Origin of the sequence: Sphingomonas sp. IC081 (genome assembly GCF_006874585.1) — a bacterium.
Lineage (GTDB): Bacteria > Pseudomonadota > Alphaproteobacteria > Sphingomonadales > Sphingomonadaceae > Novosphingobium.
The window spans coordinates 110,057-131,855 of sequence record NZ_CP029763.1 but is presented as its reverse complement, the minus strand read 5'-3'; the positions used below and the strand labels follow the sequence as shown (position 1 = coordinate 131,855).

23 protein-coding genes are annotated in these 21,799 nt (G+C 61.8%); 6 read left to right on the top strand and 17 right to left on the bottom strand.

The annotated features are described in order from the left end of the window. Window positions 1-49 precede the first annotated feature (49 nt). The gene (locus DM450_RS23310; RefSeq protein ID WP_142639691.1) at window positions 50-283 is read right to left on the bottom strand and encodes a helix-turn-helix domain-containing protein; all 234 of its coding nucleotides are present in this window, start codon (window positions 281-283) and stop codon (window positions 50-52) included. Between the two features lie 107 nt (window positions 284-390). Here DM450_RS23310 and DM450_RS23305 point away from each other — a divergent pair, with 107 nt between their 5' ends. Together DM450_RS23305 and DM450_RS23300 are read left to right on the top strand one after the other, a co-directional pair. Next, a complete protein-coding gene (locus tag DM450_RS23305) occupies window positions 391-1,308 on the top strand; it encodes a GGDEF domain-containing protein (RefSeq protein ID WP_142639688.1) in 918 nt (305 codons plus the stop codon). A gap of 163 nt (window positions 1,309-1,471) precedes the next feature. Continuing rightward, window positions 1,472-1,894, top strand: coding sequence for a hypothetical protein (locus DM450_RS23300; RefSeq protein WP_142639686.1), 423 nt, complete (start codon window positions 1,472-1,474; stop codon window positions 1,892-1,894). 87 nt (window positions 1,895-1,981) lie between these two features. On the opposite strand, the gene DM450_RS23295 is transcribed toward DM450_RS23300, so the two are convergent. Beyond that, window positions 1,982-3,181: a tyrosine-type recombinase/integrase gene (locus DM450_RS23295; protein ID WP_142639684.1), complete on the bottom strand. Its 1,200-nt coding sequence runs from the start codon at window positions 3,179-3,181 to the stop codon at window positions 1,982-1,984. A gap of 462 nt (window positions 3,182-3,643) precedes the next feature. Between DM450_RS23295 and DM450_RS23290 the strand changes: the two genes are divergently transcribed. After that, window positions 3,644-4,105, top strand: coding sequence for a DUF1810 domain-containing protein (locus DM450_RS23290; RefSeq protein ID WP_142639682.1), 462 nt, complete (start codon window positions 3,644-3,646; stop codon window positions 4,103-4,105). A 55-nt stretch (window positions 4,106-4,160) separates the two neighbouring features. On the opposite strand, the gene DM450_RS23285 is transcribed toward DM450_RS23290, so the two are convergent. From DM450_RS23285 to DM450_RS23275, 3 genes are all read right to left on the bottom strand, one after another. Next, entirely contained in the window at window positions 4,161-5,096 is a 936-nt protein-coding gene (locus DM450_RS23285; protein WP_142639680.1) for a nucleotidyl transferase AbiEii/AbiGii toxin family protein, read from the bottom strand. 15 nt (window positions 5,097-5,111) lie between these two features. After that, window positions 5,112-5,690, bottom strand: a complete 579-nt coding sequence (locus DM450_RS23280) for a hypothetical protein (RefSeq protein WP_142639678.1) — start codon at window positions 5,688-5,690, stop codon at window positions 5,112-5,114. Between the two features lie 89 nt (window positions 5,691-5,779). Continuing rightward, window positions 5,780-6,382 carry a hypothetical protein gene (locus DM450_RS23275; RefSeq protein ID WP_142639676.1) on the bottom strand — a complete coding sequence of 201 codons (603 nt, stop codon included), beginning with the start codon at window positions 6,380-6,382 and terminating at the stop codon, window positions 5,780-5,782. 271 nt (window positions 6,383-6,653) lie between these two features. On the opposite strand from DM450_RS23275, the gene DM450_RS23270 reads away from it, so the two are divergent. Next, complete coding sequence (locus tag DM450_RS23270) at window positions 6,654-7,205, top strand: MucR family transcriptional regulator (RefSeq protein ID WP_142639673.1); 552 nt, start codon at window positions 6,654-6,656, stop codon at window positions 7,203-7,205. 32 nt (window positions 7,206-7,237) lie between these two features. On the opposite strand, the gene DM450_RS23265 is transcribed toward DM450_RS23270, so the two are convergent. Continuing rightward, window positions 7,238-7,429, bottom strand: a complete 192-nt coding sequence (locus DM450_RS23265) for a hypothetical protein (protein WP_006952594.1) — start codon at window positions 7,427-7,429, stop codon at window positions 7,238-7,240. Between the two features lie 153 nt (window positions 7,430-7,582). Between DM450_RS23265 and DM450_RS23260 the strand changes: the two genes are divergently transcribed. Next, window positions 7,583-8,053 (top strand): hypothetical protein, encoded by a 471-nt coding sequence (locus DM450_RS23260; protein ID WP_142639671.1) that lies wholly within the window; start codon window positions 7,583-7,585, stop codon window positions 8,051-8,053. Window positions 8,054-8,623: 570 nt separating this feature from the next. On the opposite strand, the gene mobF is transcribed toward DM450_RS23260, so the two are convergent. Genes mobF through DM450_RS23240 form a run of 3 tightly spaced genes read right to left on the bottom strand, consistent with a single transcriptional unit; the run spans window position 8,624 to window position 14,318 of the window. Next, a complete protein-coding gene (gene mobF / locus DM450_RS23250; RefSeq protein WP_142639669.1) occupies window positions 8,624-11,722 on the bottom strand; it encodes a MobF family relaxase in 3,099 nt (1,032 codons plus the stop codon). 3 nt (window positions 11,723-11,725) lie between these two features. After that, window positions 11,726-14,038, bottom strand: coding sequence for a type IV secretion system DNA-binding domain-containing protein (locus DM450_RS23245; protein WP_142639668.1), 2,313 nt, complete (start codon window positions 14,036-14,038; stop codon window positions 11,726-11,728). After that, window positions 14,025-14,318, bottom strand: coding sequence for a CopG family transcriptional regulator (locus DM450_RS23240; protein ID WP_142639666.1), 294 nt, complete (start codon window positions 14,316-14,318; stop codon window positions 14,025-14,027). The genes DM450_RS23245 and DM450_RS23240 overlap by 14 nt, the downstream gene beginning before the upstream one ends. Window positions 14,319-14,768: 450 nt before the next feature. Between DM450_RS23240 and DM450_RS23235 the strand changes: the two genes are divergently transcribed. Beyond that, complete coding sequence (locus DM450_RS23235; RefSeq protein ID WP_142639664.1) at window positions 14,769-15,056, top strand: DUF6437 family protein; 288 nt, start codon at window positions 14,769-14,771, stop codon at window positions 15,054-15,056. 255 nt (window positions 15,057-15,311) lie between these two features. Here DM450_RS23235 and DM450_RS23230 read toward each other — a convergent pair whose 3' ends face one another. From DM450_RS23230 to DM450_RS25975, 8 genes are all read right to left on the bottom strand, one after another. Beyond that, window positions 15,312-15,725 (bottom strand): single-stranded DNA-binding protein, encoded by a 414-nt coding sequence (locus DM450_RS23230; RefSeq protein ID WP_142639662.1) that lies wholly within the window; start codon window positions 15,723-15,725, stop codon window positions 15,312-15,314. 51 nt (window positions 15,726-15,776) lie between these two features. Continuing rightward, window positions 15,777-15,923 carry a hypothetical protein gene (locus tag DM450_RS25980; RefSeq protein WP_185928871.1) on the bottom strand — a complete coding sequence of 49 codons (147 nt, stop codon included), beginning with the start codon at window positions 15,921-15,923 and terminating at the stop codon, window positions 15,777-15,779. A 111-nt stretch (window positions 15,924-16,034) separates the two neighbouring features. Then, window positions 16,035-17,069 (bottom strand): DUF2493 domain-containing protein, encoded by a 1,035-nt coding sequence (locus tag DM450_RS23225; protein WP_142639660.1) that lies wholly within the window; start codon window positions 17,067-17,069, stop codon window positions 16,035-16,037. A gap of 72 nt (window positions 17,070-17,141) precedes the next feature. Continuing rightward, window positions 17,142-17,645: a DUF736 domain-containing protein gene (locus DM450_RS23220; RefSeq protein ID WP_142639658.1), complete on the bottom strand. Its 504-nt coding sequence runs from the start codon at window positions 17,643-17,645 to the stop codon at window positions 17,142-17,144. Between the two features lie 971 nt (window positions 17,646-18,616). Then, window positions 18,617-19,822 (bottom strand): hypothetical protein, encoded by a 1,206-nt coding sequence (locus DM450_RS23215; RefSeq protein ID WP_142639656.1) that lies wholly within the window; start codon window positions 19,820-19,822, stop codon window positions 18,617-18,619. Window positions 19,823-20,158: 336 nt separating this feature from the next. Beyond that, the gene (locus DM450_RS23210) at window positions 20,159-20,488 is read right to left on the bottom strand and encodes a hypothetical protein (protein WP_260610703.1); all 330 of its coding nucleotides are present in this window, start codon (window positions 20,486-20,488) and stop codon (window positions 20,159-20,161) included. A 154-nt stretch (window positions 20,489-20,642) separates the two neighbouring features. After that, the gene (locus tag DM450_RS23205; RefSeq protein WP_142639654.1) at window positions 20,643-21,176 is read right to left on the bottom strand and encodes a 5' nucleotidase, NT5C type; all 534 of its coding nucleotides are present in this window, start codon (window positions 21,174-21,176) and stop codon (window positions 20,643-20,645) included. 72 nt (window positions 21,177-21,248) lie between these two features. Then, window positions 21,249-21,395 carry a hypothetical protein gene (locus tag DM450_RS25975; protein WP_185928870.1) on the bottom strand — a complete coding sequence of 49 codons (147 nt, stop codon included), beginning with the start codon at window positions 21,393-21,395 and terminating at the stop codon, window positions 21,249-21,251. Window positions 21,396-21,799: the final 404 nt, after the last annotated feature.

The following is a 21,799-nucleotide window of genomic DNA, read 5'->3' as shown; positions in this document are numbered from 1 at the left end:
TCGACATTCACATCGATCGCGTCAGTTGGAATATCCTGGGCGTCCTCAATCAGCTCTCGGGCTCTTGAAGCAACAAATGCGGGCTAATATTCAGTCCCTTCGCTATTCTTTCAATGTTATCAATGGAAACGTTGCGCTCGCCCCGTTCGATGCCGCCGAAATACGTCCTGTCCATCTCGATATCATATGCGAAATCCTGCTGGCTAAGCCCGCGCTCCTTCCGGCAGCGGCGAATATTGGCGGCCACGATCAGTCGCAGTTCTCCAGGATGGGTGCGTTTCACCCTTCATGTGTCGCCCGTAAGATGCTTATAAGGCGACGGGTTTTAAGCATCAATTCACCGCCTATGCTTTACGGTGGGTTGCAAGAAGACCAAGGAGTGATGCTTGCGTGAACAGTCATTTACCTGTGGGTCGACTGGCCGAGCGCCTTGAAGCCCTGTCAAGAGAACAAGTCTGGTTGGCGATCGTCATCGTAACCGCGGGAATCGCTTTCGTCGATCGCGCGGTGCCAGGGGTTGGCGTTGCCCCGGTTTACATGACCGTCATCTGTGCCGCTTGCTGGAGGCTGGGGCCGCGCTCAGGCTATTTTGTCGCCGTCGTCGCGGCGTTCCTGGCAGTTGCGCCCTCGCTGGAAGCAGCTCCGGCCGCTCCTCCTGCATTGCTGGCAATACGCATCGCGGTCAGGATCGTGATGTTCCTGTTCATCGCAGCGACCATCACCAGTTTTCGCTATTCCTATGACCGCGAATTATTTCATGCCCACCAGGATCGAATGACCGGGACGCTGAACAAGGAGGTCTTTCACCGACGGTCAGCCAAGGTGATCGAGGACGCGAAACATACGGACCAGGCGCTGCTTCTCATCATCCTCGACCTGGACGACTTCAAGGCTGTGAACAGCCGCGAAGGCCATCGCGCTGGAGACGAGGTTCTGCGCGCCTTCGCAAAAGGTGTGTCGTCGATCATGCGACGGGAAGACCTGGTAGGCCGGATCGGCGGTGACGAATTCGCCTTGCTCGTTCGCGTGCCGTCGATGACAGAAGGGCAAGTTTTCGCCTTGGACCTTCATGCTCGCCTCTCGGCGCTGCTTGCGTCCGGTCTTCATCCGGTAACATGCAGTATGGGGGCGCTGCTAGTTCCACCCGACAACGCCCGAAATGCCAGTGAATTGATGCATGCGGCCGATCTCGCGATGTATCGCGCCAAGCAGACCGGCAAAAATGCTATCGAGATCGCCAAGAGCGGTGAGCCGCAGCCTAGCCCGCGGGCAAGCCGCCGCAGTCGGCACAGACAAAGCCTTGCCTGAATCATCATGCGCCTGGCGCGGTGAATCGGAGGGGATTTCCTCGATTGCGCCGAGAAATGCCAAGCCCCGACGATGACGTCATCGGAGGGCCGACGATTCCGATCCGCGCGCTATCGATTTCGATGCGGAGCAACGCGCAAAGCCATTTCGGAGGAATTCAAGCATGCCGCCCTCATTGCCGCCTTCCGCGACGGATGAATCAGACGCTGGTGCTGCGATGCGTATACGCGCCGCCGGAAAGGCGCGCCGTATCTTCCACCGTCATATGCTGCGGTTTGATGAGCGCGTTTGCCGGTATCTACGTTTCCCGCCGTCCTATGATCTGCCGGACAACGAGACAGGCTCGAAGATGAGAGATTTTCTCGAGCGTCTCGCATCAGGGCGCGTCAGAGCCTATTATGAGAATGGACTGCAGGTTCCGCGTTCTCTGTTCCATTCGAGGATTGCCGTGCTTCTCCTTTCGCAGCAGGCCCATACGCGCGCGATCGTTTCCACACCCTATTTCTTCTCGAGCCGTCTCGAAATTGTGGTGAAAGGCCGCGATCTCAAAGGCCCTTGGGGCGGCCTGTTTCGCGTTGGCTTGTGATCGGTAGCGCCGCCGGACCAGGTAAAAGGGATGCTGTGTCGGTCCTGCTAAGGTACGATACCGCATGCGGGAACGAGCAGAGGCTTTTCAACAGCGGACTCGCGAAAGAACGCGGGCGGCGACATTGCTACGCACCACCAGTTTTCTGCCGTACCGTAGAGCCGTAGTCGGCGAGCTCCAGCGCAGGGCTTGGGCAATGCCGGTGCCATCCTCACCCGCCGCGAAAAGATCCTGGGTCAAGCCGACGCGCAGCGAATGGGTGGACAGGGCCTTCACCGCGTCGGTTAGCTTGCCTGCGGGTAATGTCACCAGTCCCTGCTCATAAGCTGCATAAGCAACGCGGCGATAGATGCCGTTGACTCCCTGCCGCGTCAGGGGCGCCGTCCCAATGGAATAGGTCGTTCGCGCCAGGGCGGTTTCCGGTTCGGCCTCGCGCGCGCGCCGCCGGTCGACCCCGACCCTGCGGAACAGAGGGCCTTCTTTGATGCCGCTTGCTTCGAGCCACGCGCCGACCCGCCGCATCGTCTCAGCGGACAGCCACGCCCAGGCGCCTTCCTGCTCCTGGTCGGTCTTGGAGAAAGGGATGAACAGCGTCGACGAACCATCCTCCTGCGGATCGATGTGCGTTTCCTCTACCACGGTGAGTTCGCTGACCCGCAGGCCGGCATCATAGCCCATGGAGAGCAGAGCGGCGTCCCGCAAGCCCTGAAGGTCGCCACCGCAGGCGTCGAGCATGGCGGCCAGGGTGAAGCCCTTTGCGGCATGGGGATCGAGCGCCTTGCCCAATCGCAAGGGGGCTGCCTGTCGCTGGAGCGCACCTCTACGCCGGCGGACGGCCTTGAGTGCATCGCGGACCATCGGGGCGTCGGTCGGCGCGGCAGGCGAGGCCAAACCCATCAGCCGGTGGACCGATCCGAGGCTCGCGATGCGCCGCGCCAGCGTTGCGGGCTTTTTGCCCCTGGCGTCGAGCGCGTTCACATAGCGCACCATATCTTCAGGATCGGCCGGCAGCGGTGTCCGGCCTTCCTCACCGCACCAGTCGCGCCAGCAGTCGAGATCGGAGGCTATCGCCGCTTTCGATGCGTCAGCCATGGCCGCCAGCGCGGTTTCGAGCCCGAGCTGGCTGATCGGGGGCAGGTCGGCCGGCACAATGGCGCCGATTGTGCGCAAGAGCCGTAAGTCGACAGTTTCGGCGTCCGCGTTCCGCGAGCGCGTTGGTAGCGCCGCATCGTCGGTCCTGACGACGATGATTTCCGCGTCGGGAAAGCTGGCGGGTTTTTCGGCCATCGCTTGTTACCGACCCACGCGCCGGGCTTTGCGATCATGCGGCACAACGCGCGGCACATCTGTGCCGCGTGGTTGCACCGACATCCTCGCGATCGTCATTTTGCCCCTTCCCTGCCGTTCCACGGTCCTATACTTACCATAATCTCCCATTATGGTAAGTGATAAATCGCGCGGGGAGGGCGGATTTCTAAGCATTCTACCTCGCTTGCAGGATGACAATATAAATGACTGAAGACTCCTGTTTGTGTCTGGCTTCCGCCCGTCTATGGCTCGCGGGAAGCGATCCGTTCGCGGCAAAGCGCGGAGCGTTGATCGATCAAGGGGGAATATGCAGAACTTTTTTCGACTGGCGATTCTCGATACCCCCGATGAGAGTCCCCGCGATCTATGGACCAGGCCCAGCGCGGTGCTTGTTCCCAGCCCGAAGTTCACGCTCCCGGTCCGGGTGCCGCTGGAATTTCTATGACCAGCGATCACTCGCTCGACCGCTTCGCCGAAATGCAGATGCTCACTTATGCGCCGGCACTTGTCGAAATCCGCCGTGGCAAGAAGGTCACCCATTGGATGTGGTGGATTTTCCCACAGTTCACAGGCCTGGGGCAAAGCTCGACGTCGAGGCAGTTCGCGATTCAATCGTTGGATGAGGCACAAGCTTATTTCAATCATCCAGTCCTAGGGCCACGTTATATCGAATGCGTCACGGCCTTACAGGACCTGGCAACCAATGATTCGATTGCCGTCTTCGGCACGGTCGACGCGATGAAACTTCAGTCGTCGCTGACATTATTTGAAGCCGCCAGCGCGCATCCCCTGATCGCGGCAGCACTCGACCGCTGGTTCGGCGGAGCACGCGATCAGAAAACGGTGGACCTTCTCAAGGCGAAGATCTCACGGCGCGTTCGTCCCAGAGAGACCAAAGGCTAACGGCAACCCCGGCGACACAGACGCGTGGAGGGAGCCGACGGTCGAGCCTGAGGCTCTAAAGCCGGGCAGCATGTTCGCCGATCCTCGCGAGGATATCGCTGAGCGGCGGTTGCCCGCGATAATAGAGCGCGCGGGTGGTTTCATAGGCCCGCTGGAACAGCCTGCGGATTTCCGGGTCTTCGAGATGGAAGGCCGGATTTTCGACGATGTTCTTGTTGTCGGCCGCCGGGAAACGCGCGGCCTTGTGAACGATATACTCCGGCGACCCAATGAACGCCTGGACGCTAGCGTCCGCCAGCAAGCAGTAGACATCATAGTAATGGCGCAGGAAATTTTGCGGCATGCGACCATCTTCGAGATATTTGCGATACTTCGTCGAAATCGTCTGCAGCTTCTCGACGAGCGTGTATCCGGGTTCGTAGCACGGCACGTCGACCGCCCGGTTATCGATCAATCCCTTCAAGTCGGATGCAACAGCCCTGTCATAGGCCCATGAACTGATCAGGCAGGGCCGGTTTGGCGCCACTTGATCGAAACCGGTTTCCAGCAGGATACCAGTCTTGATGCCCTCCGGCAGCGCATTGGCACTGGGGTAATGAAGGCGAATCCCGGCACTGCGCATCCGGCTGTCGTCGAACGCATTATCGCGTTCCGCGCCTTCGAAGCCGGCAATGGCAAGCTTCGGCACCAGGCCGTCGTAGAAGGCCCGTCGCGCGTCCACATGGATCGGTTTGTTGTGGTTCTTGCCCGTCGGCAAGTCACCCTCCGGGTGGATCAGGAGGTCGAGATCTTCGGAGAACCGATCAATCAGGCCGTACCCTTTGGATAGGGACGTGCCGCCCTTGAGTTCAAAGACAAAGCCCAGCTGCTGCAATCCCCATAGGCCGTGCATGATCCAATAGTCTTTTTCCACCAGACCGGGATCGATCGCCTGGTCGCGCGCTACCACCGCGAGCAGGTCGGAAAAGTCTTTGCTCTCATGCAGAAACATGGATGGCGCAGCCGCTCAGACCGGCTGCAGCACGGGCGCGAGGAGCCGTTCGGCGCGAGCCGAGCCATATTCCTTCACCGCGCGCGCGAGCCGTCCACGATCCATTTCCCCTGCCCTCGCCAGCGCACGGGGAAGGATTGCCGCCTTGTCTTCGGGCAGCCGGTCGATGTTATGCAGGAGGTCGACAAGCAGGACTTCCTTGGAGAGCCGCCTGGGCACCGCCGGCCGCATGCGGAAGTCATACATCCGGCCATCCAGTTTGAACCGGCCGTGACGCTTGCGATTATAGACAACGGGCTCATTGTGGAGCTGGGTCGTGCCCACGCCAAGCCCGTTGAATGCGTTTGGAGAGACCAGCAGGAACCGATCGTCGCCGAGAAATGTCTCGACAAGCTTTTCGGGCTTCGCGGGCGCGACACCGAACCGGGTCTTGCGCGGCGCCATATAGACGCCCGCCGACACCTTCTCGAGCCGCCCTTCATCGACAAGCTGGCGAACATGACGATCGACCGCGTTCGACCAGCGCGCCAAGTCCTTGCGGCGGTAAACCTGACCTGGGCGCAGGCGGCGCTTGAGTTGCGCAAGGGCGGACATGCTTCCTGTTTCCATGCGTCGCAGATATGCTTCCAGCCTGGAATTTGCAACTAATCTTATTAAAAATTCATGCACAAACCTCCAAAGCCTTACCGCGCTGCAGCCGCTCGAGGTTGATTGTGCGCACCGCGCACATAGGGTTTCCGCTGGTTTTCGCTGGTAGCGATGTTCGGGTGAAGCGCGGCTAGGACAGGGTCCGTTACCGTATAGACCGCATGGCGCTGAGCGCCGCGGTTCTCGTGGTCGACCCAACAGCCCTGGTAATGGCGCATGATGAGTCCTGCCCGCACCAGCTCCGATACAGCCCGGCTGATCGCCGTCATGCCGGTTTCCCGGATGCGCTCCCTAACCTGTGTGTCAACAAGACGCTCAGCCTCATCCCGGTCATCCGGCAATTCCCCTTTGGCGTAGAGCGCCGCGCGGACTTTGTCGGCGGTCACCCGGCGGTGATGATAGCGCGCTCCGCTCGGCGCGATTGCCGCAGCCAGCCACTCGCGGATCGGCACCAATGCCTCGCCGTCACGAACGAGAGGGCCGGCCTGCCCGTTCGGTCGGGCGACACGGGCAATAAGGTCCAGCACCATGAAGGTATAGCGCGGCCGCGCGGAATGCTCCGCAATCGTGCGGACTATGTCCGGCATGCTTGTCGTTGGCTGGGAGGCCGGCGATGCGAAGAGGTCCTGCTGGAACATGGAACGAATCAAGCACAAAGAGGGACTCTTGTGAATCCCCCAATTGCTCATGAAGACTGGCGAACCGCTTTTGCCACCTATGTCACTTTAGCCAAGCCATCGACGGTAAAGTGACATAGATGTCATTTGTTACTGCCTCAAAAAAGGAGAAGCTTCAGGCACAATTCTCCATGATGCGGGACGATGCAACGCTTGTTGCGAAGGAAGCCACTTCCCGCTAGCCACACTGCTTCACCGATCCTCTCTGCCTAGCCTGGAAAGCCAGCAAAGCATGACCGAAGCAACCGAACGCGACAGCACACTCATCACATTGACCGCCGACATCGTGGCCGCGCACGTCACAAACAATAGTGTTGCCGTGAGCGATCTGCCGTCGCTGATCCAGAATGTACACGATGCGCTAAACCGTCTCGGCAAGGCCGATACAGTGCCGGAAGCGAAACAGGAGCCTGCGGTGTCGATCCGGGCTTCGGTGAAGCCCGACTACATCGTCTGCCTCGAGGATGGCAAAAAGCTCAAGATGCTGAAGCGGCATCTCATGACGCACTATCAGCTGACGCCAGCCGAATATCGCACCAAGTGGAACCTGCCCTCCGACTACCCGATGGTGGCACCCGACTATGCCGAGAAGCGCCGCGCGCTCGCCAAAAAGATCGGTCTCGGTCGCAAGCCGAAGGTAGCGGCTGCTCCGGCGGCCAAAACCAAAAAGGGGCCAGCGGCCGGCAGTCCCACGCCGGAACGCGGCTCAGGCCGGACACCTCGCGCAAAGCGCTCTGTTCTCACACCCGCCTTTGCGCCGCCGAACGACGCCGACGCGGGTTAAACGCGGAGATCAGCCCGAAAGGCGGGTCGGCGTCATGTCATGCGACGGCGGCGCGGTCCGACATGTTCGGCAGACACCTCGAGATCGACAGCAAGCTGGGTAAGCGTACGGTGCGCTCCGAGGCGCTGGAGGCCATCCAGCCGCGTATCACGCTTGAGATTGTCGATGCGCGAGCGCACGAGCGAGGCGGCGACGCGAAGCGTGTGAGGATCGAGTTCGGTCATGGACCGAACTATAGCGCAATTGAACATGTGATGCGATCATCTACGGAAGGATCTTCCGGAAAGAAAACCGCTGAAACTCGGCATGATAGATTTGAATATGGGATATGACAGCCTCGTCATCGGCGATATGGTCAATCACCAAGAGGGGGCGCTATGACCTTTGAACTTATCGACAAACTGGTAACGGAAGAAGGCTATGCCTTCCAGAGTTGGCAGGATCACTATGGGAAGGGTGTTTGGGCCGCGCTCGGATTTTGGCAGGACCATGTTGATATTGTGCGCGACCTTTCGTGGAACAGCGAGGATCAAATCGTCTTTCCAGCGATGGATTACGTCTTTTCTGCAAATTGGTTGCCTGTCGTGACGGGGCGAACCTTTACCGAAGCGGCGCAGAATCTGGAGGAGCGCCTAAGGCTCCTGCCTCAAGGCCAGCTTACTCGCTACAGTGAATGGACGAAGCTGGTGTGCAAGGCGCTGCTGGACTTGCGTGAAGCACATAGCGGGCTTTACCGTAATGGCGAACGTATAAAGTGGCCCGAACCGCTTGACGATCTTCCCGAAACTTTTGAGGCGGCCGTCGAATGGCTTGCGGCATCCGAACGCGCGTGGGTGGGAGAGCTTTAAGCAAAGCGAGACATACCCTGCGACATGCGATCTGGCATCGCTGCTACTCCGGCGAGCGTGATTGATAGCTGGGCGGGCACTCCAAACGACCATAACGCGGGACAGCTTGCCTCGCCGCCACCTGTTGGCAGGAAAGATCGCCGTCCTCGTTCCAGCACTGCAGGACCGGCCGGCCGTAGCGGTCGGTGTCACGTTGGCGGCACCTGATGTTCCCCTTGGCAACCAGCGCGCGCAGATTGTCGCGGCTATGGTAGGGATCGCCCGGCACGCAGTTCCGGCCGGGCCGGCAGGCCCCCGGCATTTCGGGCGCGTCTATGCCGTAGAGCCGTGACCGCCCGAACCCGTCGCACCGAATATAGTCGCCATCGTAGACATACGGCCGCACACATATGACGGCGTCGGCTTCTTGAGACTCTGCCTTTTCAGCGCAACCGTTCAGGGCGATCGCCGCGATGAACAGGATCGCGGCGAACTGAGGTCGAAGGTCGCAAGAGCAAGCGATTGGGCGGGGCCGAACCATATGATCCCCGAGGCGACATGCCAGATTCAGGCGCGGGACATCCCGACCGCTCACAGGTCGAGCCCCAATGTCCGCTCGGGCAGCGGCGGCAGGCTGTCGAGATCGATGGGGTCAGGATCGGGCGCCCGAAGATCGTTGCCCGGCTTCGCCTTCTTCCCCTGCCCTTCGCCCCCCTGCCTGTCACCCTTGGGATCGTCTGGCGACCAGCCCTCAATCGGCGCCGCGAGATCGTCGAGCGGGATTTCGCCCGGATCAAAATCCACCGTCTCGCCTAGCATGCCCGCCAGCATTTCGGCCGATTGCTCGCTTCGCCCATCGACGTCGATCTTCCCGGTCGTTTCCAGCGCGGACGTCTTGTTCCCCGGCGTGCGCTCGATCTGAGCTATGAGGCGATCCTTGTCATCCACGACAAGCGTCAGCGCATCGCGCACGCGGGTGACAGTGACGTTGAACAGCCGCTGGTTCGAAAGGAACCGCTCGAAAGACGACATGACCGCGATCGCCTTGTCGACGGTGATGCCCTGGGCCATGTGCATGTTCAGCGCGTAGGCCAGATCGAGGCGAGAGAGCATCGGATCGCCGTGCGGCAGCATCAGCTGCTCGCGCGACGCCGACTCGACGGTCACGCCCGCCGCGTCGATCCCGATAATCTTCGCGAGTGCGCTATTGTCGAGCCCGCGTGCCTTGTCATTCGCGGTCCAGCGGATTGCCTCCCCTTCGTGGATCGCTATCGATTTTGGCTCCGAGAGTCCGAGCCGGTCCTCGCTGACATGCGGCGAGAGCTTTTGCGGGTCGATCCGGAACCGACGTTTTCCGTCAGATAGCTCGATCTTCCCGTTCTTTTGAACCTTCACGACATCATAAAGGCCCTTGCCGAGCCCGAGTTCGTCGGTCTGGAACATAACGTCGAGCTTGAGGCCAGCCCGCCAGTTCTGACTGTAGCGCAGCTCTTCGCGGGTGAGGTTCACGCGCTCGAATATGGTGAGCGCAAGACTGTCCTTGCCGAGCGTCCCCTCCGCGGTCAGCCCTTCCTGGATTCGCATGTTGATATGCTCTCGTGCCTCGCGGCCGGATGCAAAGAGCGCCGTTCTTTCCCGTTCTTCGGGAACCAACTCCAGCCACATATCGGCTGCACGGTCGATATGGTCCTTATCCTCGATCACATTCTCGCCAAGGACCCTGATGGCCTCACCCGATTGACCGCGATCGGCGAGCGCTGCCACGACAGGCAGAATATCGCCCTGCTGGCGAAGATTCTCGTCCATTCGGGCGATGGTCACGCCCGCCGCCTGTACCAGTGCGAAGGCCTTACCCGCGTCTATCGAGGATATCTGCTGCCGGTCACCGATCAGGGCGAGCTTCTCCACGCCCAGCAGGTTGGCGATCCGCTCCAGCTTCAGCGTCTGCTCGCTGGACACCATGGAACTCTCATCGACAAGCAGAACGGTATTCCTGAGCGCTTCGCGCGCGGCCTCATATCGTGGCCCCTCCTGCCTGTGCAAAACATGCTGGTGGCGCAGGAGGAAGGAGGCGATCGTCTGGCTGGGAGCGCCGATCCCGTCCTGAAGATCGCGCACCATCTTGGTCTGAAAGGCCAGCCCCAGGACATTGTACCCCTCGGCTCTCGCGATATTAGCCGCCGCGTGGGCCACCTCGACCACCGCTTGCAGCATCGTCGACTTGCCGGCTCCAGCGATACCCTGGACAGCGACAATGCGGTCGCGCGACGACACGATCATGGCGCCGGCCGCGAGCTGGCCGGCATTGAGCGTCACCTTCGAGGCTGCCTGCAAGCGCGCGGGCGCGTCGGCCGCGGCAATGATCGGTTCGACTTTCCCTTTGCCCTTCTCCATTTCGGAGATGATCGCTTCCTCAGTGCGGATTGCTTCGGGCGTCGTTGCCATGGTGACGATCCCGTCATGACGATGCGACTTACCCGGGATCAGGGCGCCCTTCTCCAGCAAATTCCCGATCCGGCTCTCGACATGGGTGATCGTCACGCCCTTGAGGCGCAAGTCGAGCGCGGTCTTCGCCAGCACGTTGAGTTCCCAGGCCGCCTCACGCTGCGAGAGAATCCGGACCGCCGAGGCAACCGCAAGCTGCGCACGCGCCTCGACGGGTGATTGTGTCAGGCGCGCAAGGCCGCGGTCGACCAGGGGATCGTTCGGACGTAGGAAGTTCGCGGCTATGCCGCGCGCGGAACTGATCGCCTCAACGACTGCTTCATAGCCACGCGCCATGAAGCCACGGTCGGGATTTCGGGTCACGCGCTCGATCGCCGCCGCTACCAGATCCTTGCCATCGAATCCGACCGTCGCGGCCTTGTCGATCCACTCCCGGCCGAGCGCTTCGCGATCGCCCACGCTAAGCTTGGGATCGCGCGTGTTCTTGGTGATTTCTCGCAGACCCTCGGCGGTCCTGATGCCGAGCTCGAGCGCCTTGCCGAGAATGACCGCGCGGCGCTGGCTGAACAGCTCGAGCACCTCCTTGGCGACGCCGGCAATCTCGAAGGTGCCATGCTTTCCGGTCGAAGTGACTTCATAGCCCAGCTTCTCGATCCGATCGCGAAAGAAGGCGTGGTAGATCGAACCGATCACGCTGTTGTTCTTCCAGAGCGCGCTGTTGTGGAGCGCCTGCCATTTGCCATCGGGCATCTTCGTCAGGTTCGCGATCACGGCATGGATATGGCCCTGCGGATCAAGCGCACGGCTCGTGTCGTGCTGGAATAGAGCATAGACGAGATTACCCGTGCGGATCGGCACCTTGCGCCCGTCTATATCTTTGCGGCCCTCGGCGAGGTTCTTTTCGACCCAGCTCATGGTCGCCTTGACCGCCTCCATATGGGCCCCAAGAATACGCTTGTCGCCAGCGATATAGGCCATGACCGAGGCTGACTTCGGCATCGAAAAGGTCATGTCGAGACCCGGCCTGCGGTTGTCGACCTGGCCGACCTTCTCACCATCTGGCAGTTCTCCGTTGAGTATCTTTTCGAACCCTTCCTTGCCGACGTCGCCTGAAAGACCGAGGTCGGCACTGCCCTCGCCCGCCCAGGTGCTCGCATCGGAGGATTCCTCCAGCGTGTAGTAGTTGTCCTTGGCGAAATAGCCGGCGGCTCCGCCAGCCGAGCGCACCGCCGCGATCGACAGCATCGCCTAAATCCCCATGTCCATATCGTCACGATCGGCGGATCTGTCTGGACCATAATCCTCACGCAATTCGCGCAGCGTCTGGTCCTCGATCTCCGGTCCCCGCGTCCTGCCCGGCTCGGCGCGATCGCGCGACCGCTGGTCATTTTCCTCGCGCCCCTCCGGCTCTCCAGGCACCTGCCCTCGCCCGCGCGTGCCGTTCGGCCCGGCAGCGCCCTGCCCTCCCGGCCGCGCGCGATCGAGGTCCTGATCGCCTCGTTCGCGCCCATCGTCCCGTCCCATCTCCTCTGGGGGAACGGACAGGATTGCCGCGGCGAGGTCACGTGCGACATTGGGCCGATCGATCTCTTCTATGACCTGGGCGGCGCCATCTCGGCCGCCCCCTTCCCCACCTTCTTCCTCGACCAGTTCACCCCCCCGCCGTCGGCGCGTCGGGGCAATATTCTCGCGGATGAGAAAGCCCGGAGCGACTGTTGGGTAATCCCTCCATTCAAGCTTGATCCGTGCCGCCGGGAAGCCGTCCGGAAATTTGATGAAGCCATGCATGGACGGAAGGTTCGTGATGTCGTCGGCGATCACCAGCGGCTCGACCTGCTTGCGCGGTGTCAGCGTCGAAGCATCACGCGTCTGGTTGTATCCATAGCTGTACGCCTCATCCATCTGGCGCACTTCGCGGTTGCCGATGTAGCGCGCGCATTGCTCAGCCGTGTCGAGATCAGCGGTCGCCAGAATGAGCTTGGTGCGCGCGAGCGAAGCGAGATTATTGGCGCCCTGCTCGCCGTAGACATCGATCAGCTTCTCGAAACTGTGCAGTCCAAGGACCATCGCGCCGCCGAAAGCGCGCGCCGTCTGCAAGCCGTTTTCGATCGCCGGTAACCGGTGCAAGGCTCCCAGCTCATCGAACATGAACCAGGTTCTCAGCCCCCGCGTCCGCGGCAGCGTCATGATGCGGGTAATGGCGATATCCATCCACAATGTGAGCAACGCACGGTTCATCGCAAGGTCGACATAGTGCGAAGTCACGAACAGGATCGAACCGGGCTTCTCAGGCCGGCAGATCCACTCGCGGATGGAAAATTGCTCGCCCTCGTCGGGCAGGAAACGCAGCGCCTGCGCGTTGGTGTTGAACACGGCGCGGATCGATTCCGCCATGCGCGCTGCCTCGGGCGCGGTAAGCGGATCGGCGATCGTGTTCGCCAAAAAACGGTGCACGCGCTTCAGGTCCGCGGTCATCAGATTGTCGGCGAGATCCGCGTTGGTCGTCTGCCCACGCCCCTGGAGCTTGATACACATTTCGATGAACAGCGTGCGCGCCGCCATCGCCCAGAAGGGTTCGGTGGATCCCCCATCCGAAGGGATCAACGCGGCGGCCGCGGCTGTGAATTCCGAGTGAGTCGAGCAGTCATTGAAGATCGACCAGGCCGGGCAACGCTGGTCCATCGGGTTGAGGATGATGTCGGTTTCAGCGTTATAGAAATTCTCGACATAGGTGCCGGTGAGATCGAAGATAACAGCACTGTCCCGGCGTGCGCGCATCTGTGCGACCAGGCTCCGGAGTTCAGTCGTCTTGCCCGCGCCGGTGGTGCCGATAAGCATCGTATGCGACTGCTCAAGGCGGTGCGGATAGGGAATGCCGGCGAGGATATAGGGGTGATGAATGCCCGCCCGCTTACGTTCGACAAACGGCATTGCGCGCACCTGGGCGGGGGTCGATCCTGGCAATAGCGAGGCGGATTCCGCTTCAAACTCGCGCAGATTGTGGGCAACCACCTCGGCATGCAGAACCTCGCGCTCGACCAGCATTGCGCCGCGCTCATGACGTTCCTGAAGGATCGACTTGCCGCGCTTGCGCGAGATGTCGACGAACCATAGCGCAAGCGGAATAGTGGCGAGAAGCGACAGGAGGATCGCGCCCACCAGCCCGCGCATGGCCTTCGCCCAGGCGGCGATGACGGCCGGGACATCGGCGACCTGCGCCATCACGATCGCGCGGATCGAACCGTCGGGCAAGGTGACGTTGACCCGCTTCATCGGATCGAATTCCATGAAGTTCCAGAACAGCGAATAGAGCTTCATGCCGATGAGCTCGATCTCGTGTTCGCGTAGGGTGACAACGAGGATGAAGGAGTATGCGGCGGCGAAGCAGAACAGCCAGACTATGAACGGGATTTTCGCGCCCGATGTCCACATCAACACCTCGTGTGTGAGGAGCTGGCTACCGCGCGTGAAGTTGCCGCTGTTGCGCTGGACGGTTCCGCGCGCGGAATGATGGCGCAGGTGAACGGGCTTGCCGCTGAAGCGGATATCAGCGCGCCGCATGATACTGCTCCACGCGCTTGTCGGTTTCGGCCAGGAGCTTGTCGCGCACATCGGGATACTGGTCGCGGATGATGACGTCGAGCGCCAACTGGGCATATTCGATGGTGCGCGCTACGCGCCTTTGGCTGGCACCGGTCGACTCCGCTTCGGTCGCGAACAAGCGCAGCGCATGTCGGATCATGGCGGAACGGGTCAGCCCGTTGCGTGCAGCCAGGCGGTCGATCCGATCACACAAGCTTTGATCGAGCCGCAGGGTTATCTGGGGGTCGTTGTTGTTCATGCCAGCCTCTTCGCGCAGAGGCCGGTCGGGGCTGAGAAAGTGTCTTATACTATGCGACATTTCGGGCCGGGGCAATGGTTTTGCATCCCGGTGGACGCATTGCGTTGCATTACATCGACGTTACTTCAAAATCGCAGAAATCCGCGCGTTTCTTGAGCTACATCCCATTGTCGTGCATTTGTGTTTCAATGGGATACGGAAGCCCATTCAGCTAAGGCTTTGATATTGCTTGATCCCCATGCACCTTCAGGTGCGTTCGGTGTGCTTGATTGCTCCATGTTGTCGCTCGCGTCGTGGGGGTGTCGGCTTGATCTATCCGCTGGAGCGTCTCCCGGCTTCGAGGTGAGCCATTCCGGGCTGTCAGGCCATGATGCCCCAGCCGGAAAGCGCGGCGCTCCTGCGCCCGCGTCGGGCTTCTGACGGGGTAGCCGTCCGGCAGCAGTTCCGGTCTTGGTCGAAGTCGGCTATAGGGGAAATCAGCAAACGCCATTTTGCACTATGGAGATATGCGACATGGCGAGAAAAAGCCTCAAGCCTTCGGAACAACTGCGCGCGCTGGCCGACGAAAGGGCGGCGCTGGAAGCGCGCGAAAAGGAAATGGTGACGCGCATTGCAAGCGAGTTCGGCGGCGCGCTGGTGTCGTCGGGTCTGGCCGATCTGAGCAAGGTGGAGTTTGCGAAGCTGGCGCAAAGAGTCGGAACGCTCGGCATTGCGGAAACCATGAAGCGGCTTGCCTGACGGGCGGCGCGCTGCATGAAAAAGGGGCGCATGGCAGCTATGCCATGCGCCCCTTTCCCGTATCGGGCCTGTGCCTATCGAGCGGGATTTACCCCGCCGCTCAACAGCGCGGGCCAAGCGGAGCGACGGCCCCGCGCGCGCAAACGCGGCCCGCGCAGCGGGCCGCAATAAGAGCCGCAACCCCTGCACCTGGGCGCGACGTTTCCGGCGTGGCATCAGAATCCAGCGCCGCCCCTGGGCGGCGCTGGCGGCGGGTCAATATGCCTCCCTGCCTGCCGCGACGTATTGCGCCTGAAACTCCCTCGATGCGCGCGGCTGGCCGTCGCGATCGCGCCATTCGCGCTGTTTCCAGTATCCCTTGAGGACGACGGTTGCGCCTTCGCGAAAATGGCGCGCCAGAAACTCGCGCGAATTGGGACTGTGTGGCGGAAGCCAATAAGAGGCGGTGAAAGCGCGGCTACCGGCTTCGATGCAACGGAAGGTCGCCACATGGTCGCCGCTTCGCGTCGAGCGCAATTCAACATCGTCCGTCAGTTGCGCCATGACGGTCTTTTTGGACCATTCGTCGCGGCGTTTCCTATCGGCGTCCATTTCGGCCTGCTGCCGCTGTGCGTCGCGCGCGGCGCGTTCTTCTGGGGTCATCCGGCCAAGGCGGCTAAAGTCGATCATGGCGGTTTCCTTCGGTGGAGAATAGCGCGCGCGGGAAGCGCGCGCTAGCGTTCAGATTTCAAATCCCTGATCGCGATAGAGGGCGAGCCAATCGCTATCGGACCAGCCTTCGCCCGCGCGCTGCTCGATCAGTAGCGGGCATTCGTCGCCTAGAAGTTCTTTCAGGGTTTCGGCGCATTCGGGGGTGAGTTCATACATGGTTCGGGTTCCTTCGCGGCGCGCGCGGCGGCGCATGGCGCTGGTCGGCTGCGCGCTTCATGTGAGTGATTGGGGGGAAGGCCCGGCGCTGGTGCGCGCGGGCGTTCCGGGTCAGGCGAGCGCGCGGCGCTGTTCCTCTGCTCGCAGCGCGGCAAGGTCGGTCGGGCCGGTGCCGTTGTTCTGTTCGGCAAGGCGGAAGATGTGGAGCGGAACGTCTCTGGCGCGTAACAGGCGGGCAAGATCTTCCTGCACTTTGGATTGCTGGAAAATCATGGCCTCGACAATCTCGTCCAGCCGGTTCCATACCTCATTGCGCCGATAGGCTGCGCGAAAGTCGTTGCTGCCGCGCTTGTTGAGCGAGAAACCGACAATCGGAACGCCCCTTTCATTGGCCCAGCAAGTGCTGATCTGCTCGGCCCCCTTGAATCGTTTGCCGGTGAACAAGATCATGTGCGGGATGCGCGCGCGCACCATGTCCAGCCGCCGAAAGATCATGTCTGCATCTTCCCAGTCGCCGCCACCTGATACCAGAACGGCGGGACGCGCGGGGTAGTGCTTGGCATTGTGTTCGGCTTCGCGGGCCTTGAGATAGTCGAAACCTTCGATCTGCGAAGCTGTCAGGCCGGTGCCGGTGCGGCTTCCCCTGATGGTATTGAACGGCTTGCCGGTTTCGACGAAATAGACGTTGGCGGCATGGTTGCACATGGTTTCCAAAGCGGCGCGGGCTTCGGCAAGCGACTGGCAACGCTGTTGCAGTTCCTCCATGCGGGATTGATAGACTTCGGACGGGTCGAACACGCGGACCATTTCGCCAAGTTCGGCGGCGGCGTCGTCTTCCTGCCGCTTGGTGCGCTTGGCGACATAGTGCAGGCTGTTGACGATACCCCATGCAACCGGCTGGCCGAAAGATTCCATCCGGGTTCCGGCAAGCAAGCGGAAGATTTGCGCGGTCAAATCCTCGACGCAACCGCGCGCCAGTTCCGGGTCGGGCATAGGGTCGCGGGTCGGGTCGTCGATGATGGAAAGGCGGGATTCGTCGATGGTTTCGGTGAAGCTGGCGGGAAACTCCCCCGCGCTGGTCATGGCGGCATAGGCTTCCGCAAAGTCTGCGAACCTGCTAACCCGCCCCTTGTTCGTGTGGGCCATGTTTCAAACTCCATTTGGGATGGCGTGCGCGGATCGGGCCGGAGCGTTCCAGCGCCCCGGCCCAACCTTCTCTTATGCGCTGGCGGCTTCCTCCTGCTGCTGCTCCTGCGCCTGTTCGGCGCGGCGGCCGCGACGGCTCGACGGCTCGACCGGGGGCAAGCCGAGGTCGCCAGCCGGGGCGGTGCTTTCGCCAAGGCCATCGCCTTCATCGGCGGGGCCGTCGGCTGCGTCACCGATCGGGGCCAGATCATTGCGCGCGCGGCGCGGGCGGCTCCATGCCACATTGTAGCTGCCGTCATCTTCGCGGAAGCAAGCGATATAGAGCGGCTTGCTCATCGACGGGTCGTCAATCGAACCCTGCAAGAAAGCCTCGCCGGTGTCCTTCATGGACTGCTCGAACAGGAACCCGACGCGAACCCAAGTGCGGGCGGGGGTGAGGCCGAGGATTTCAAAGCGGGGGCTGTTCTCCTTGCGCGCTTCCCAAGGGCGCAGACAGATGGTCATGGCGACCGAGACGGTGGCGATCTTGCCGACGAAAAAGCCGTTGGCGTTCAGCTTGAGATTACCGAGGTTCATAGTCTTCACTCCATTTGGACCGGCGTTCCAGCGCCGGGGGGTTGAGCCTTCCGGGGTCCGTCCCCTTCCGGTGAACCCCTTATATCAAAGACCCATAACCACGCCTAATACATTGTTTTCTTGACATATTTCATCGTGCCTGGTGAACCTGAGCCTGCAACGGCCGCGCAGCGGCCCACGAAAAAACTGTTGCCCGCCAGGGCAACTCCATCCTGATCTGTCGAGCACAAGCGGGGGCTTCGTCGTTCATCGCACCCGGAGCCACCTTCGCCTGTGGCCCAAGGCGCAGGCACCGCCAGCGGGGGCAACAGAAATGACGGAGGCTCCGCCGCGCAGCGGTGGAAACCGTAGGGCCGCTTGCGGCCCGGTATTTCTGTTGAGGCGGCTTCCAAACAAACAAAAATATCGGCCGCTTGCGGCCGATTCCCCTTTGCCGCCGACCCCGCTGGGGGGGTCTGCAACGCCGGGACACTGGCGGGGGTGGCGCAGGGTGCGATGAACGACCTGGTGCGAGGCAGATACCGGGCGGTTCGCCCTCGAACCGTCCGGTCTGGCAAATGACGCTGGCCCGCCAGGGCCGTCTGGTCAGGCGGCGAAGCCGGCCACGTCAGGGATCGTGACCCCGAAGGGGCGGAAACTCGGCCGAAGGACGAGGTTCCGTGGAGCTTGGTGAGCGCGGCCGCGCAGCGGCCGTGGGAGCCTAGCGCAATAGAGCCCGGCCCGATCGCAGATCGGGTGACGCCCCCCCCTCCTTTCCTATCTTTTCTATCTCCGCTCGCCCCAAAAGCAGTCCCGGACGATTCCGCACCTTCGCCCTCATCAACCCTCAGTTCGCCATCAGCGAGGATGAGGTCAATATGAGCTGGTCCGGCAATGAAGGGGAATGGCGTCGATTGCGTCGATCTGCTCGGCATAGGGATCGAAGCCATGGCAATGCCCGGATGCTACACGGCATCAGGCGAGAATGATTTTTATGAGGTGATCAACGGTTGGAGATGGTGGCGCACGAAAGCGCCGGTAATACCGACTTCGCCCGCGGCGACCCTCGCAAGCTGTTCGTCGAAGCTGAATGACCTGTAGGTATTTTGGGCGCGCTCGGCCCTTCGGGCCTCGCGTCGTATCTCCCGCCAATGGTCCTTGGCCTCTGTAAAGCCCATTGTCTGGAGTAGACGGCGGAAGGCGAATATCTCTTTGGGGTTTGCCGGGGGCCAGAACGGATTGGGCGTGGCGTGCGATCGGCCGCGTCCGGGAAGCATGGGTGTGGGAAGCGTGCGCCCTGCACGGGAGAGCTCGGCGGCAAGTTCGTCGCGGATGCGATAGGCAGTGGAGCCCCCGATCGCGAGATCGCGGGCGGCACGCCGGACAGGTATGCGGTCGAGCAACATCTCCCGCAGCAATAGCCGCTGTTCGTCGGTGACGAACCGTGCGCTTTCGACATGAATATGCCGAACGCCGGCCGCGTCACATCCGGGCAGGGACTGGCCCTTGCGGTGCAGGCGCCGCACGAGGCGGGCACGGATCCGGATACAGCTGGTTTTGGAAACGCCGCTCCGCTCGGAGACCTTGGCGGTTCCGAACCCTTCCATGAACAGCGCTTCGACCGCTTTGCGCTGCGCTGAGGTCAATTTGACGCCCGAATAGGCCTCACCGCCGCCGGGCGGCGGGAGTGGAGCTTTGCCGCGGGCCAGCAACTCGCGGTTGTAGCGCCGCCGCTGCTCGGAGACGCATGCGGCCGAAACGCCAAGGCGCAGTTGGATTTCGATGCCCTTCATGCCTTTCTTGAGCGCGTAACGCAGCCGATCAATGCCGGCGGGCGCAAGGCAGCCGCGCCCGTCTCGCTCGGCGGGACGATAACCGCGCCGCTCGCAAAGGGCGATCGTTACGGCGTTGCAGGCGCTCGCTTCGCATACCCCGAAGTGTCTCCCGATTGCGGCGAACGAAAGTTTGTCGATTTCGCGCAGCCGGATTGCCTCGTCGAGCGAAGCGCCCTGAAGCCGGGTGGCGGGTGCGGGACCGCGGTGGGTGGTCTCCAGCCCTAGCTTGTGCGCCTTGACCTGGATCGCGTGGCGACTGCGCCCCGGCAGCCGGGCGGCGACACCGCTCCCTTCGGTCGGATAGTGGGCGCGCAACAGGGCGAGTTCGCGCGCTGACCAGCGCGCGGCTTTGCGAAGGGCCATGGATGAGTCTCCGGGATGAGCGCGATTTCCGGTAAAATGAGAGGCGAGAAACCCGGATTTCGTGCGCGTGTTTTCGTTTGCGCAGGTCCGCAATTTGCGGCCGTCGGTCCCTTCGGGACCGGCGGGTTGGCATGGGGTGCCCGGATGGGACCATCACGGGTGGGATTACGAAGTGGCGCGGTCGATCAGCGCAAGGTTGCGCGTTCGATCGTCACGCGACCGTCACGACGATTCGGGTGTCTATCAATCACCGAAATGACCCGATGGGTCGAAGGCGTTCAGTATGCCGTGCGGAGCGCGGGCAGGCGCGGTGCGCCGTTTGGAGCTGCGGTGCGATCAGGCGTTGCCGGCGTGCTCTTCTGTGATCATGTCAGGTCGCCAGAGCGCGATAAGGCCTTTCATCGCGTCTTCGAGATCGAAGGCGTCCGCATAGATCCCGCCGGGGTGGCTGCCGAGGAAGGCGAAGACGGTGGCCATGTCGGCGGCGACGGCACGGTCGAGTGAAAAGAGGTCGGCGAGGTCGAAGCCGCCAAGATCCGTCGCATTCCACCACGCCATGAGAAAATCCGCGACCCGGCGTGCCTGGCCGGTGTCGCTTTGTGCGAGGTCAAACAATCGCGCCACCGCTTGCCGAACTTCAGGATGGATCATGGGTGCGACGTTCATGGAACGGGATCGTCAGCGATGTCGCTGGGCGAGTCAACCGATGCGCGTCGTAGCACGATCGAATTGTAACCGGATGCGGCCGCCAGCCTTTCGAACCGATTCGCTTTGGCGGACATGGAGAGCAACAGCTCGTGAAGGAGCATCTTTTCAAAGGTCATGGACGTAGCGCCGGACAATGAGCCCATAATGCCGCCAGCGACGATTCCGCGTCATAATGGCTGATGAAAACGCCGCCCATTTCGATCCAGCGGTGACGATATTGCGGCCAGTCGTCGATCAGCACATCGCCTGGGCTGGCGTGATCCCGCTTGTCGGCACTGCGGCAGGTGATGATGGGAACATCGGGGAAATGGGCCTGTGCCCATGCGATCTTCTGGGCTTCTGCCCAGTTGCCGCGGGGACACCCGGTCAGGATCGTGGGCTTGAGATGGGAAACGGCGTCGAACAGGGTTCGCGCGTCGTGCATCAGTGGGAGATCGCGATAGAAGTTGCCCTTGGCTTCGAGCATCTTCCAGAAGCGTTTGGAGCCGAGTTCGGCCTCCGCGTCGCGCGGATGCATGCCGAAATAGAAGTGGGCATACGTGTCGAAATCGGCGAGGACGCCGTCGCAATCGAGGAAAATATGCGGGACGCCGACGTCTGCGGGTGCCGATGAAGTAGCGGTCTGGGCGGTGATGGGTTCGGGCATGATGTCTCCGTTCATGTGGCGGTGATGATGTGATCGCTGTGGCCGACAAGCGGGCCCGGGGCGCGCAGGTGATCATTTCCTCGATGTGGCGAGGGATTGGCGGATGCGCTGGAGGACAAGCAATCTGTGGTCGTAGAAGTCGTCGCTCGGCGTGCGGATCCGGCCAAGCTTGTGGTCGTAACCGGGCGGATCATCCCATTCCGGTGGACGTGGGGTCACTGTCGCGCGGGCGCCTGGTTCGCACGACATGCTATACGGCCTTCCCGAACAAATCTGGTTGGTGCCGGCCATCCGATTTTCCGTTTCGACGAAGCAGGCGGGCTATATGACCGGAATAGACGCCCACCGCGGCCCAGTAGGCGGCCATGGGCGGCTTGTGCGCGTCCCAGCTGGCCATTGCCCGCAAGCGGGCATCGCACTGAAGATCGAGCAACAGGTCGCGCAAGCAGGCTTGCACGTCGGGATCAAGGGCTCGGAGCCGGTGCATCGCGGGGAGCTGAAGGATCGGGTTGGCCCGCTCAGCATGCGTCAGTAGGCGCGAGCGTCCGGGGCCCAGCGGGATTGTCGGGGCAGGCTCTGTCAGAGCGGTTGTGGTCATCGCGGTTTCCTTTGCAGCCGCATCA